Raw genomic sequence first — 12,491 nt, forward strand, 5'->3', positions numbered from 1 at the left:
CACCACCAGAATTTAGGTCAGCCAAAAAGATTTAAGTAGTTTTCGTTCACGGGACCAGCTCAATCTCAATTCTGGATCCCTCGCTGTTGTACGCCCACACGTTTTCCCTGCTGTAGGGGTAAAACACTATCAGGTGAACCCCACCGAACTTTGAGAAAAACCACAGATCCTGGGGCGAGGGGTCGGGTATCGGAGCTGGATGCGAGTGGACTGTACCTACTATACTATCGTCCAGGGGAAGCATCCAGGTGTTGAAAAACACGGAAGTGGGGCCGGGCCTAATGTCGGGAGCTATCAAAACCTCCTCCACGACACCGTTTTTTGCCCGGAGAAAACCCATGAACTCATTGGGATGGGCGTTTCTTGCGAGTTCGAGCAGGTAATCCAAGAGCTCCTCACGAATTCTCACTTTGGCAACCACTGGCTTCACCTTCAAAAAAATAGGGGTCAGAACACCGCTATAGCCTCCACCTCAAGATCGACCCCTTTGGGCAGGTTTGAGACCTCAACTACCGCTCTAGCGGGCTTGGATTCGCTGAAAAACTCTGAGTAAACCCGGTTGAACTCATCGTACTTCCCAATGTCCCTGAGGTATACCGTGACCTTTACCACGTTCTCAGCACTCCCTCCAGCGCCTTCAACGACAGAGAGGAGGTTTCTCAGGGTCTGCCTGACTTTCTCCTCAAAGCTGCCCTCAACGGGCTTTCCGGTTGTTGGATCAAGTGGGATCTGGCCCGAAATGAAGAGAAACCTCCCAGAAGCCAGGATCCCCGGGCTGTACGGCCCAATGGGGGACGGGGCCCCGGGAGGGATCACGATTTGCTTCTCCATTTTCACCACCTCAGCGAAGCGAAGACTCCTCATCGGAGCCCCTCAGGTGTCCTCGGCCTCATCATGGAGTCTTTTCGAGGTACTTTTCAAGGCTCTTCGATGGGACGTCAAAGGGCAGGCCAATCGTCTCAACAGCCTTTCTGAGGGCATATAATCTGGCATGGGGCTCAAATTCCCGGGGTGAAACTTCGGACGGCTGGAATTCTAAGAACCTTTCAACAACCTTCGGTATGTCAGACTTTTTAACCTTCTTAAATTCTGAAAAGGCATCCTCAATACCGGCAACATCAATATTCGCATAAACCGGGAGTTTTGTCGTTATCGTTTCGTTTATGCTCGCTAATAGTCTAGCAACGTCTGCCATTTGGGTTGAATCGTCTATTATGAGTCTCTTAACAACTATCCACTTTCCATGCTTTGCCGTGAAGTTGATGTGGTCACTGGCGAACGGGAGAACGATTCTAACCTCGTTTAAAGGCTCCTCCGGATAGTAAACATCCACAAACCGGGAGAGAGTTTCCCTGACAAGGAGAGCCTTTGCAACATCAAGGAGAAGCTTTTTGAGCTTTTTGTCCTCTTCGTAGATATACGAATTCAACTTTCTCGAGGTTCCAGGCGATTTAAGGGCGATTAACGTTTCGGCGAGATCACCCTTGAGGGTCTCATTGACGAGGCTAAGCACACCGGTCACGTTGATAACATCGCTGAGGTATTCCGGTATCTTCATGGAGACAGTGTTAGAGACGCTGGACAAAAAGTGGGCTACTTTAACGTGGTCATCAACATCGAGAAGCTTGTCCCCAACCTTCCAGTTCCGATGCTTTGCTGTAAATATCACATGATCCTCAACTTTCATTTCCCATCCCTCAACCCTGATTACCGGTGAGGTATTTTAGCTTTTCTTTCTCTTAAGATAAAGTTATAAACCACACCTCGGAGCCTTTACCATCAGAGAAACGTTTCGAGAGGGATGGGGATGAGCGAGAATCCGGGCCAGGAGCGTCCCCTGGAGGCCAGGTACGGCGAGAGATTGGATTTAGGCGTTGAATTCGAGACAACTGAAGAGATTAAAGTTCCTGAGCGACTCATAGATCAGGTTATCGGACAGGATCATGCAGTTGAGGTAATCAAAACGGCCGCGGGCCAGAGGAGACACGTTCTTCTAATAGGTGAACCAGGAACCGGAAAGTCCATGCTTGGACAAGCCATGGCGGAGCTATTACCTACAGAGAACCTCGAGGACATTCTCGTCTTCCCGAATCCAGAAGACGAAAACATGCCAAAGGTAAAAACGGTGCCCGCCTGCCAGGGGAGGAAAATAGTCGAGCGCTACCGCGAAAAGGCCAGAAGCCAAGAGAACATAAAGTCCTACCTTCTAATAGCAGTAGTTTTCATGGTCATGATGGCGATCATGATAGACTACAGCACCACCAACTTCATTATGGGTCTCCTCGTAGTTCTCTTCACAATGATGATCCTCTCGAACATGAGGCTTCGCACAACGGTGTTAGTCCCCAAACTCCTGGTGGACAACTGTGGAAGAACCAAAGCTCCATTCGTGGACGCAACTGGCGCGCACGCCGGAGCACTCCTCGGTGATGTGAGGCACGACCCGTTCCAGTCCGGGGGGCTCGGTACTCCCGCACATGAGCGTGTTGAACCGGGTATGATACACCGCGCCCACAAGGGCGTCCTCTTCATAGACGAGATAGCAACACTAAGCCTGAAGATGCAGCAGAGCCTCCTCACGGCGATGCAGGAGAAGAAGTTCCCCATAACGGGCCAGAGCGAGCTTTCGAGCGGTGCAATGGTTAGGACTGAGCCAGTGCCGTGTGATTTCATACTCGTAGCTGCCGGAAACCTGGACACAATAGAAAAGATGCACCCTGCCCTTCGCTCCAGAATTAGGGGCTATGGCTATGAGGTCTACATGAGAACGACCATGCCCGACACGATAGAGAACCGGAGAAAGCTCGTCCAGTTCGTCGCCCAGGAGGTAAAGCGCGATGGAAAAATACCACACTTCACGCGCGATGCCGTCGAGGAGATAGTTAGAGAGGCCCAAAAGAGGGCCGGCAGAAAGGGGCACCTTACCCTGCGTCTCCGTGATCTCGGCGGAATAGTCAGGGCTGCAGGCGACATTGCGATCAAGAAGGGCAAAAAATACGTTGAGAGAGAAGACGTGCTAGAGGCAATGAAAATAGCCAAACCTCTGGAAAAGCAGCTCGCTGACTGGTACATCGAGAACAAAAAGGAATATCAGGTAATAAAGACTGAAGGCGGCGAGATAGGAAGGGTGAATGGTCTGGCCGTAATAGGGGAGCAGAGTGGCATAGTACTCCCGATAGAGGCCGTTGTTGCCCCGGCGGCCAGTAAAGAGGAAGGAAAAATAATCGTCACCGGAAAACTCGGCGAGATAGCCAAAGAGGCCGTCCAGAACGTTTCAGCAATAATCAAGCGCTACAAGGGAGAGGACATAAGCAAGTACGATATCCACGTTCAGTTCCTTCAGACGTATGAGGGCGTTGAAGGCGACTCGGCGAGCATAAGTGTCGCGACGGCGGTAATCTCAGCCCTCGAAAACATTCCGATAAGGCAGGACGTTGCGATGACAGGTTCGCTCAGCGTCCGCGGTGAGGTTCTGCCAATAGGCGGTGCCACACCAAAGATTGAGGCAGCCATTGAGGCGGGCATAAAGACCGTTATCATTCCAAAGGCCAACGAAAAAGACGTCTTCCTCAGCAAAGATAAGGCCGAGAAGATACAAATAATCCCCGTAGAAACGATAGACCAGGTGCTTGAGGTAGCCCTGGTTGACTCTCCCGAGAAAGATGGGCTGATCAAGAGGATACGCGACGCTCTCCCCATTGGGAGGGCCTAATCGAGCTTTTTATCCCCCATTCCCTGTCATTACCAGGTTATATCTTCAGGCGTTTTATTACAACTATTTATATTGGTAATTTGTAACTATTAATCCCATTTAGCCCAATACTCTGCAGCAATTCGTATAACGTTTAGTCATAGTATCTTTCTAGACATGCTTAGATATTGACAGTTAAATGAGCATTATGTTAATTAAACGTACAATGTACCATTAACATATTGAAAAATTTCCGAAAGTTTTATAACCATAAACACACTTCTATTAGTGTTGATATCGGCGATGCCGGGAGGTGGCGCAAATGGCAAATAAAATCGATGAAATTGACATGAAGATAATCAAGCTTCTATCCCAAAATGCCAGAATGACTTACAAAGAGCTGGCCGACAAGCTGAAGACTACCCGACAGAGGATATCCCGAAGGATGAACAAGCTAGAAAAGCTTGGAGTAATACAAAAGTACACGGCGATTCCAAATTACGAGAAGTTAGGATACACCTATCTGATTCTCGGCATAACCCTTAGGGCGGGTTCAGACGTCGATGAGATAATTGAAAAACTTCAAAATATAGAATGCGTTAAGATAATACAGAAGGCCATTGGATCCCACAATCTGGTGGTTCACATAATAGCTCCTCACGACATGAAGAGAATACAGGATATTATCAACGAAATATCCAAAGCTATCCCCGGAATTGATCACATGGATATAACCTTCATAACCGAGACTACCAAAATAGAGTTTTTCTGATCCTGTCTCCTGTCTACATTTTTCTCGCCAATAGTCGAGGGAAATGGTAATAAACGGTTACTCACAACCCTTTCCAAAATTGCAGGACAAAACAAGGGGTGCCAGTAATGAACCAGGGAACGCTCATTGTCGGCATGATCACAATTGGTATCCTTGGAGGGATTGCCTACACAACCAGAGCCCTTGACAAATCAGGCGTTTTAGCATCCATTATTTTAGGGATTCTAACGCTGTACCTTGGAGGAGTACTACCTTTTCTGGCACTCCTTGTTTTTCTCGTTGCAGGAGTTCTCGCCACAAAATATCGGTTTGAAGAAAAAGTCATGAGAGGGTTTTCATCACCAAAGGAGAAAACCCGGAGCCTAGGCAACGTTTTGGGAAATGGCCTGGCCGTTGTAATATTTTTGATTATAGAGTCCATTACAAAGCAGGACACGTTCTGGGCGGCCACATTTTCGGCCATTGCAACGGTCAACGGCGATACTCTGGCGAGTGAACTCGGAAAGATCTTCGGAAAACGACCAATATTGATAACGAACCTTAAACCTGTCAAACCGGGAACCAACGGTGGAGTATCTCTAGCGGGAGAAGCCTTCGCCCTTCTTGGATCCCTAATGATAATCCCCTTTGCGCTGCCTCTAACATCTTATAAGGTACCGATGGCCATAGCAATTGCCTTGGGAGGCTTTATCGGGGTCAACCTCGATAGCCTTATTGGAGCGACCCTAGAAAACCGCGGATTAACCGACAACAACTCAACGAACTTCATTGCATCCCTTCTGGGCGGACTAGCAGGTGCCGTCATCTTCAGGCTCCTCATCGGCGGATGATGACTACGGCGGATTCCCGAAAGGGATGAGGAGGACCTTAGGGTCTGACGCCTCACTCGCTGTCTTCCTCACCTTCCCTCAGAAACTCCTCATAAACCTCCCACAGGGACACTAAAGCAGCAGGAATCCCGTGCTCTGTGGCAAAGGTCAGATACGGTGCAAGATCAACCACGTAGTCGGCAAACCTGAAAAGCCCTCTGGGAATACCCTCCCGAGAGCCAATAAATATCACGACCTCTTTGGCGTAGTGCATGTCCCTTGCAAGTTTCTTCCCGACTTCCGCCAGAGTCGGCCCCTTTGGGTCGGTTATTATCAGAAGACGTTTGTTCCTCCTCTTGTCCCTAACAACCTGATAGAGATCCCAGACCGAAATGGGAACCTTTTCGACTTTCCAGGGGTATGCTTCCATTTGTATTTGATATCTGCTCTCCTGTCCAACTTTAACTCCCCTAATGAACTCCATAAGCTCGTATGCATCCATCTTCTCCTTGGGGGCGATTATAAGTTCCCTGACCTCAAAAGCCTGAGCGGCCCTTCCAATCTTTTCTCCAAAGGAACGGCAGGCTCTGTAGTCTCCCCAATAGGGCATTTGGACTAGCGTAACCTTCCTAAAGAGCTTTCTTGCGTCTATCTTATCCGGAGTAAACTTTCTGAACTCTTCCCCGGGGACAACAGACACGTAGGCCCTATCCCCTATTATCTCAACTTGAACAACCTTATCCGGCCAGCTCAGGTTTACGTCAGCTTTTGTTAGCTCCTGAATCCTAGCCCCCAGAGCACGGTTAACATCGATGCTCGAAAAGTCATGCTTTCCTCTCCTCTTAGTTTTAACCGCAAAAGTCTCGTTCTCACCTATCATAGGAGCCACTAGCTCGGCGGTCTTGACTATTTCATCGAGAACCGCAGGAACTTCAGCGAGTACTGGAATTACCCTCTCAACCTCAGGAATCTCTTGTATCTTCTCCAGAGCAGTTTCATCCTCGCTCTCGACCAGAACGAGACCGGAATACCCCATGGGAGAAGTCCAAACTTCGGCATTGCTCAAAGCTTCCTTAATATAATTGGCGGCAACGCTTTCCATACCCCTCTGAGTTTTCACTATAAACTTCTTTCCCATATCAACCACCGGAGCGAGATTGGAGAACACACTTATAGCCTTTGTTCCGCAACGTTTAAGTTCATAGAGCCCAACAACTCACAGATACAAAACCGGAGGGGAACCCAGATGAAAGCTTACATAGGAGAAAACGTTAGGGGCGTTTACGCCTTTGACGAAAGCGGAAAGCTCATTGCAGAGAAGCCTTTCAAAGGAAAACCCGAGGAGAGCCTGGACAAGCTCCTGAACGGTGAGCCGAGTAACGAACTTCTTGCACTACTCGACGAACTGAAGGAAGAAGGCTACGACGAGTTCGTCGTTGAGGACACCGAGCTCAGCAGAAACCTGAAGGAGCTCGGCTACAACGCTACTGCCGAGTTCCCGAACTTAGCCGGTGAAAAGCTCCGCTCAAGTCCAGAAGAGTTCCTCGGAAAGGACTGGTTCAGCGAGTACTACAACGTCGGCGTCGCCTTGACAAGGCTCCGCATACAGGAGCAGAGCGGGGCAAGGGACAAGATGATTATCCAGGCCATTGAGGCCTTGGACGACATTGACAAGGTCATCAACCTGCTCGTTTCAAGGTTGAGGGAGTGGTACGGCCTCCACTTCCCAGAGCTGGACGAGATTCTGCCGAAGCACCAGCAGTACGTCGCCTTCGTCAAGGAAATAGGCCCGAGGGAGAATGCCACGAGAGAAAAGCTGGAAAAGCTGGGCTTCTCCGAAGGAAAAATCGAGAAGATACTCAACGCAGCCGAGAAGTCGATGGGTGCTCCTCTCGGAAAGTTCGACAGCGAAATCATAAGGAAGCTCGCGAGCGAGATAAGCGACCTCTACAAGCTGAGGGAGCAGATAGAGGACTACCTCGAGACCGCGATGGACGAAGTCGCTCCAAACCTCAAAGCCCTCGTCGGTGCCAAGCTCGCAGCGAGGCTCATGAGCCTCGCCGGAGGGCTTAAAGAGCTCGCCATGATGCCGGCCTCGACCATACAGGTCCTTGGGGCTGAGAAGGCCCTCTTCAGGCACTTAAGGACGGGTGCAAAGCCGCCCAAGCACGGTGTAATCTTCCAGTATCCAGCGATAAACCGCTCACCATGGTGGCAGAGGGGTAAGATAGCGAGGGCCTTAGCTGGAAAGCTGGCCATCGCAGCTAGGGTTGACTACTTCTCGGGCGAATACATAGGCGAGGAACTCAAGAAGGAGCTCGAGCAGAGGATACAGGAGATCAAGGAGAAGTACCCGAACCCGCCGAAGAGGAAGGCCAAGCCCGAGAAGAAAAAGAAGGAGAAGTTCAAGGGCAAGGGCGGAAAGCACGAAAAGGGCAGGAAGTTCGAGAAGAAGGAGAAGGCCAAGGGCAAGAAGGAGAAAGGCGGAAAGGACAAGAAGTCCAAGAAAAAGAAGCACAAGGGTGGAAAGAGGTGATGTAAATGAAGGTTAAAAAGCACAAGTTCCCGGGCGTTTACATCGTCGTTGAGGACGACGGGAGCGAGAAGATAGCGACCAAGAACCTCGTTCCTGGGCAGAGGGTTTACGGCGAGAGGGTCATCAAGTTCGAGGGAGACGAGTACAGGATATGGAACCCGAGCAGGTCGAAGCTTGGCGCGGCAATCCTCAACGGCCTCAAGAACTTCCCGATTAAGCCCGGTTCAACCGTCCTCTACCTCGGAATAGCGAGCGGAACTACCGCTTCACACGTCAGCGACATCGTCGGCTGGGAGGGCAAGATATTTGGCGTCGAGTTCTCCCCAAGGGTTCTGAGGGAGCTGGTTCCCATCGTCGAGGAGAGGAGGAACATCGTGCCGATACTCGGCGATGCAACCAAGCCCGAGGGCTACCGCGCGCTCGTTCCGAAGGTTGACGTAATCTTCGAGGACGTTGCCCAGCCGACCCAGGCGAAAATCCTCATAGACAACGCCAGGGTTTACCTAAAGAGCGGCGGCTACGGCATGATTTCGGTCAAGAGCAGGAGTATCGACGTGACGAAAGAGCCCGAGCAGGTCTTCAAGGAGGTTGAGAAGGAGCTTTCCGAGTACTTCGAGGTCGTTGAGAGGCTTTCGCTTGAGCCCTACGAGAAGGACCACGCGCTCTTTGTTGTGAGGAAGCCGTAAGATAACCCAAGTGTTATCTTTTCCCTTAAACTCTTTTGAAAGCCTCCCTTCACGACGGGGAGGGGATCAGTTTAAAGCAAGAAGTACAATGGAAACGACCCCTGTAACAAATAGAGGGAGATAAATGCCAACAAGCCTCGTCCGGGTTCTAAAGGCACGGTGACGCCTTATCATGTCCCCTGCGATTTTAACGACTTCTCGGGGGATTTTGGGATCATCCACCAGCGGCTCAACTTGAAATCCCCCATTGCTCTCCCTTAAAACCGCCACCGCAACACCCTCAACGTTCCTTACCGGCATCTTAGGATCTAGGTGCCTCAGGTTGTCCCCCTTAGTCTGTATTGCCCTACCATCGGTCCAAACGAGACGATGAATGAAGTTCCTAGCCCGTGACATATAACGCAATGGAATCCTAACGTCAAGTATCATACCCGGTTCAAGTTTTCCAGGAACTTTTCGTGAGATCACAACAACGTCCCCCTCAAATATGGTAGGATTCATGCTCGTTCCTTGAACGAGAGTGAGAATAAAATCACTCCCCGGAACGGGTCTAGGCCTGAGGAGATACGTCACAACTGACTCAACAATCTGCCTTGAGAGCACGTAGATCGAAGTCATCAGAGAGCCAAAAATCATTAGCTTCGCCATTCTGTCAAGGGGAGCCGGAGCGTTTAATATGGAGAACATGAAGAGAAAAGGGAAGAAGAAGCGATCGAAAAGCGATGGAGCATAAAGCCTCTCAAAGAGGAAAGCATCTATCAATGTCAGAAGGGAGGCAATCAAGAGCAAACCGTCCCCGACGTAAACCCAAGCATACCAAGCCGATGGTTTAGCAACCTTTCCAAGGAGAAATAGGATATTCGAATACTCCACGTTGGCCGCAATAAGAATCATAAAAACTGAAAGAGCAAAGGACACACCTATTCTCAGGAGCAATCTCATCAAAAGGCCAATGTATGTGTCCCTATCCTCATATTTCCAGACAAAGGAAATCCAGAGGGTGGAAAACACAAGTGCGCTGGTACCAGTTGAGATTGCCAAGGCAAACAGCTCAAGAATGCCATGGGGTAGCACAACGTTACCCCGTCCTGAGAGTGTGAGAGATGTTATTACGCCAGCGGATAGACCGTTGGTGTAGAGAACCTTAAGGGTAAGGAACATGCCAGTAAATCCCCCGAGGACAATATCAACGAGAATAAGGAGATTGTGGAAAAGAATCTGCCGGATAAAAGATCCTACATGAGAAGCATTAATGGGCAGCGAAGCACCCCCTCCAGTAGACGGCAGAGAATGATAATAATAAGCCGAGAGTAAAACGAACATACAGAAAGAGAAAACTCCCAAACCCACTCCTACTAAAAACACTAGGTTGGCCTTGTTTATAACTTCACCACTTCCCTCATGGGATATAATTATCCCCCTCTCCTTTCTCCAGATTTCATAAAACCTAGGAAGAACGAGTGTGTCCAGAATCACGTCTATCACAAGAGTCCTACAGGTACAGGTTCCTCTATGGTTGTAAAAATGCCAGAGAACATCGGTAAAAGCCATGAGTAATACGAACAAGAGCGTGGCCATTATTTGGAACGAGGAGGATACGCGGATACCGTTTACCAGAAGATTAGCCAGAGAAATACCGAGAAAAATCAAGTAATAAAGCTTCAAAATATAAAAAGAGGATTTAAGCATCTATCTTGCCTCCATCATGCTATTGCTGCGATACTGGCAGCAAAAAGTATGAGGCCCCAGAATCCCATTGCATCTTCTATAATATGCTCAAGTGCAAATGTCAATGAACCCTCCTCAAACGCCTGCCATGCCGCACTGGAGGTAAGCATCTTTACTGCCACACCTGAAGGTAAGCCCATAGCACTCAAAGCAACCTCGGCATCATGGAAGCTAAGGTGTCCAGTAAAGTAGGCAGCAACTATTGCGTCGTTGCTTGAATTCACTCCTCCAAAGTGGGAGCTAAATCCCAAAAAACCAAAGGCCAAAATTCCTACTAGCAGCAATGCAGTTTTGGGAGGGATATAGGTGTGCCTATGTGACATACGACATCACCAAATACAACACTACAATCTACTTTAAAAAGTTTTCTGATTATATAGTAAAATAGCTGTTCAGACACAAGGGAGTATAAACAGAAAAAACAAAAACAAAGTGACTCAATCTTTCTTCGGCAGGTGTGGGATTATCCATCCAAGGAAGCTGTCCATGCTTCTCGTCTGTATTTACAATGTACCAGTTCCGTGGAACTCGGCAACGAGGCCTTCCCCGCTGAAAAGGGTGCTCTTAAGACCGCCAACACGATTAACTTTAAAGTCCAAGCCCTCAGTAAAGGCCACCATGTTTCTAGTACCGATTATGAAACTCTCGTTGTGGAACTCCCTCTTGTAGATTGCACCAAAGCTCGAGAGGAAAACTGGGCCAGAACCAGTTATCTTGAGCAAAAAGAGCCCTTCCCTTTCGAAGAAAGACTTGGCACCACCCCATTTCGTATCGATGCTTATCCCTTCAGAACTGGCCAAGAATGCCCTGCTTTGAGCGTAAAGCGTCCCGTTCAGCTCAAAGGCCCCATCCTGCACGGAAGGTGTTGATGAAGAAGCTTTCACCACCGAACATTGACCTCTTAAAAGCTCCAAGGGCACCTCCCTTGGCCTTGGTTTCGATCCTAACGTTGGGGGGTCATGTGAACAATGGCCCCTGCCTCCACCTGAACGGCCTCTCCATCAGAGAGCTCAACCTTCAGCGAAGAAAAACTAGATCTGTGCAGTATTCCATATGCTTCAATAGTATCACCACGAGAAGTTCGTCATTCTCCTTTATATACCCATTCATCGTCGATAGTCGATTATATATTTCACTTTTACCGAAAGACTTTTATAAGTCCCTCTGAAACCTTAGGCGAAGTTCAGTTCAAGTTTTCAGGTGATGCACGATGGGAAAACTGTTGAGGCCAAACCGGAAAGTTGGCATAATCGGCTACGGCGCCTACGTGCCGATGTATAGAATCAAGGCCGAGGAGATAGGAAGGGTCTGGGGAGTTTCAAGCTTTCCAATTCAGGAGAAGTCCGTTCCGGGCCTCGACGAGGACACCATAACCATAGGAATTGAAGCAGCTAGAAACGCCCTCAAGAGGGCTCAGATTGATCCGAAGCTCATCCGCGCGATATGGCTCGGAACCGAGAGCAAGCCCTACGCGGTCAAGCCGAGCGGAACGGTCATAGCCGAGGCAATAGGGGCCACCCCCGATGTTAACGCAGCCGACTTCGAGTTCGCCTGTAAGGCCGGAACCGAAGCAATACAGGCCGCTATCGGATTTGTGGGCTCAGGCATGGCCGATTACGCAATGGCCATCGGAGCGGACACGTCGCAGGGAAGGCCCGGTGACCACCTTGAGTTTACCGCCGCGGCTGGGGGTGCCGCTTATATTCTCGCCCCCAAGATCTCTGAGACGGTTGCGTACTTCGAGGCGAGCTACTCTTATGTTACCGACACGCCCGACTTCTGGAGGAGACAGCACGAGCACTACCCGAGGCACGGCAACAGGTTCACCGGCGAGCCCGCCTACTTCCACCAGATAATAAACGCCGCCAAGACCCTCATGGAGGAGCTCGGCTACTCCCCGAACGACTTCGACTATGCCGTCTTCCACCAGCCCAACGTCAAGTTCCCGCTTACCGCCGCCAAGATACTCGGCATCCCGAAGGAGAAGGTTCTCCCGGGACTGCTCAGCGGAATAATAGGAAACACCTACAGCGGGGCAACTCTCGTCGGCGTTTCAGCGGTTCTCGACATAGCCAAGCCCGGCGACAGGATTCTGTGGGTTTCATTCGGTTCAGGTGCCGGAAGCGACGCCTTCAGCCTTGTCGTCCAGGATGCAATTGAGGAGAAGCGCGACCTCGCCCCGAAGACGATGGACTACGTGAACAGGAAGAAGTACATTGACTACGCACTCTATGCCAAGCACAGGGGCAAGTACATAATGTGAGGTGGT

General features: G+C 49.8%; 12 protein-coding genes and 1 pseudogene. 6 read left to right on the top strand and 7 right to left on the bottom strand.

Going from position 1 to position 12,491, the window contains the following annotated elements; translation table 11 throughout:
* Window positions 1-46 precede the first annotated feature (46 nt).
* The 3 genes from A3K92_RS07080 to A3K92_RS07090 all read right to left on the bottom strand — a co-directional run bounded on the left by A3K92_RS07080 (window position 47) and on the right by A3K92_RS07090 (window position 1,687).
* The gene (locus A3K92_RS07080) at window positions 47-421 is read right to left on the bottom strand and encodes a Mov34/MPN/PAD-1 family protein (protein WP_088885590.1); all 375 of its coding nucleotides are present in this window, start codon (window positions 419-421) and stop codon (window positions 47-49) included.
* 26 nt (window positions 422-447) lie between these two features.
* Window positions 448-831 (bottom strand): Rid family detoxifying hydrolase, encoded by a 384-nt coding sequence (locus A3K92_RS07085; RefSeq protein ID WP_088885591.1) that lies wholly within the window; start codon window positions 829-831, stop codon window positions 448-450.
* A 61-nt stretch (window positions 832-892) separates the two neighbouring features.
* Window positions 893-1,687, bottom strand: a complete 795-nt coding sequence (locus tag A3K92_RS07090) for a DUF2666 domain-containing protein (RefSeq protein ID WP_088885592.1) — start codon at window positions 1,685-1,687, stop codon at window positions 893-895.
* A gap of 120 nt (window positions 1,688-1,807) precedes the next feature.
* On the opposite strand from A3K92_RS07090, the gene lonB reads away from it, so the two are divergent.
* The 3 genes from lonB (at window position 1,808) to A3K92_RS07105 (ending at window position 5,293) form a co-directional block, all read left to right on the top strand.
* The gene (gene lonB, locus A3K92_RS07095; protein ID WP_088885593.1) at window positions 1,808-3,712 is read left to right on the top strand and encodes an ATP-dependent protease LonB; all 1,905 of its coding nucleotides are present in this window, start codon (window positions 1,808-1,810) and stop codon (window positions 3,710-3,712) included.
* Window positions 3,713-4,013: 301 nt separating this feature from the next.
* Window positions 4,014-4,463, top strand: coding sequence for an Lrp/AsnC family transcriptional regulator (locus A3K92_RS07100; RefSeq protein WP_088885594.1), 450 nt, complete (start codon window positions 4,014-4,016; stop codon window positions 4,461-4,463).
* A 107-nt stretch (window positions 4,464-4,570) separates the two neighbouring features.
* A complete protein-coding gene (locus A3K92_RS07105) occupies window positions 4,571-5,293 on the top strand; it encodes a DUF92 domain-containing protein (protein WP_088885595.1) in 723 nt (240 codons plus the stop codon).
* 52 nt (window positions 5,294-5,345) lie between these two features.
* Here the strand turns inward: A3K92_RS07105 and A3K92_RS07110 are convergent, their stop codons facing one another.
* A complete protein-coding gene (locus A3K92_RS07110; protein ID WP_088885596.1) occupies window positions 5,346-6,410 on the bottom strand; it encodes an SPOUT family RNA methylase in 1,065 nt (354 codons plus the stop codon).
* Between the two features lie 108 nt (window positions 6,411-6,518).
* Between A3K92_RS07110 and A3K92_RS07115 the strand changes: the two genes are divergently transcribed.
* The gene (locus tag A3K92_RS07115) at window positions 6,519-7,808 is read left to right on the top strand and encodes a C/D box methylation guide ribonucleoprotein complex aNOP56 subunit (RefSeq protein ID WP_088885597.1); all 1,290 of its coding nucleotides are present in this window, start codon (window positions 6,519-6,521) and stop codon (window positions 7,806-7,808) included.
* 5 nt (window positions 7,809-7,813) lie between these two features.
* Window positions 7,814-8,494 (top strand): fibrillarin-like rRNA/tRNA 2'-O-methyltransferase, encoded by a 681-nt coding sequence (locus A3K92_RS07120; protein WP_088885598.1) that lies wholly within the window; start codon window positions 7,814-7,816, stop codon window positions 8,492-8,494.
* Window positions 8,495-8,560: 66 nt separating this feature from the next.
* Here A3K92_RS07120 and A3K92_RS07125 read toward each other — a convergent pair whose 3' ends face one another.
* The 3 genes and pseudogenes from A3K92_RS07125 to A3K92_RS09715 form a co-directional block, all read right to left on the bottom strand.
* Window positions 8,561-10,183 (bottom strand): stage II sporulation protein M, encoded by a 1,623-nt coding sequence (locus A3K92_RS07125; protein ID WP_088885599.1) that lies wholly within the window; start codon window positions 10,181-10,183, stop codon window positions 8,561-8,563.
* Between the two features lie 14 nt (window positions 10,184-10,197).
* A complete protein-coding gene (locus tag A3K92_RS07130) occupies window positions 10,198-10,545 on the bottom strand; it encodes a hypothetical protein (RefSeq protein ID WP_088885600.1) in 348 nt (115 codons plus the stop codon).
* A gap of 180 nt (window positions 10,546-10,725) precedes the next feature.
* Window positions 10,726-11,116 (bottom strand): annotated as a pseudogene (locus A3K92_RS09715) (TIGR00266 family protein).
* A gap of 316 nt (window positions 11,117-11,432) precedes the next feature.
* Here A3K92_RS09715 and A3K92_RS07140 point away from each other — a divergent pair.
* Complete coding sequence (locus A3K92_RS07140; RefSeq protein ID WP_088885601.1) at window positions 11,433-12,485, top strand: hydroxymethylglutaryl-CoA synthase; 1,053 nt, start codon at window positions 11,433-11,435, stop codon at window positions 12,483-12,485.
* Window positions 12,486-12,491: the final 6 nt, after the last annotated feature.

The organism is Thermococcus gorgonarius (assembly GCF_002214385.1).
In the GTDB taxonomy this organism is placed as follows: domain Archaea; phylum Methanobacteriota_B; class Thermococci; order Thermococcales; family Thermococcaceae; genus Thermococcus; species Thermococcus gorgonarius.

Excerpts from the sequence above, each read along its gene's own strand:
- A3K92_RS07110 (WP_088885596.1), bottom strand. The coding sequence starts at position 6,410 with ATGGGAAAGAAGTTTATAGTGAAAACTCAGAGGGGTATGGAAAGCGTT.
- A3K92_RS07115 (WP_088885597.1), top strand. The coding sequence starts at position 6,519 with ATGAAAGCTTACATAGGAGAAAACGTTAGGGGCGTTTACGCCTTTGAC.
- lonB (WP_088885593.1), top strand. The coding sequence starts at position 1,808 with ATGAGCGAGAATCCGGGCCAGGAGCGTCCCCTGGAGGCCAGGTACGGC.
- A3K92_RS07100 (WP_088885594.1), top strand. The coding sequence starts at position 4,014 with ATGGCAAATAAAATCGATGAAATTGACATGAAGATAATCAAGCTTCTA.
- A3K92_RS07090 (WP_088885592.1), bottom strand. The coding sequence starts at position 1,687 with ATGAAAGTTGAGGATCATGTGATATTTACAGCAAAGCATCGGAACTGG.
- A3K92_RS07085 (WP_088885591.1), bottom strand. The coding sequence starts at position 831 with ATGGAGAAGCAAATCGTGATCCCTCCCGGGGCCCCGTCCCCCATTGGG.
- A3K92_RS07120 (WP_088885598.1), top strand. The coding sequence starts at position 7,814 with ATGAAGGTTAAAAAGCACAAGTTCCCGGGCGTTTACATCGTCGTTGAG.
- A3K92_RS07130 (WP_088885600.1), bottom strand. The coding sequence starts at position 10,545 with ATGTCACATAGGCACACCTATATCCCTCCCAAAACTGCATTGCTGCTA.
- A3K92_RS07125 (WP_088885599.1), bottom strand. The coding sequence starts at position 10,183 with ATGCTTAAATCCTCTTTTTATATTTTGAAGCTTTATTACTTGATTTTT.
- A3K92_RS07105 (WP_088885595.1), top strand. The coding sequence starts at position 4,571 with ATGAACCAGGGAACGCTCATTGTCGGCATGATCACAATTGGTATCCTT.
- A3K92_RS07140 (WP_088885601.1), top strand. The coding sequence starts at position 11,433 with ATGGGAAAACTGTTGAGGCCAAACCGGAAAGTTGGCATAATCGGCTAC.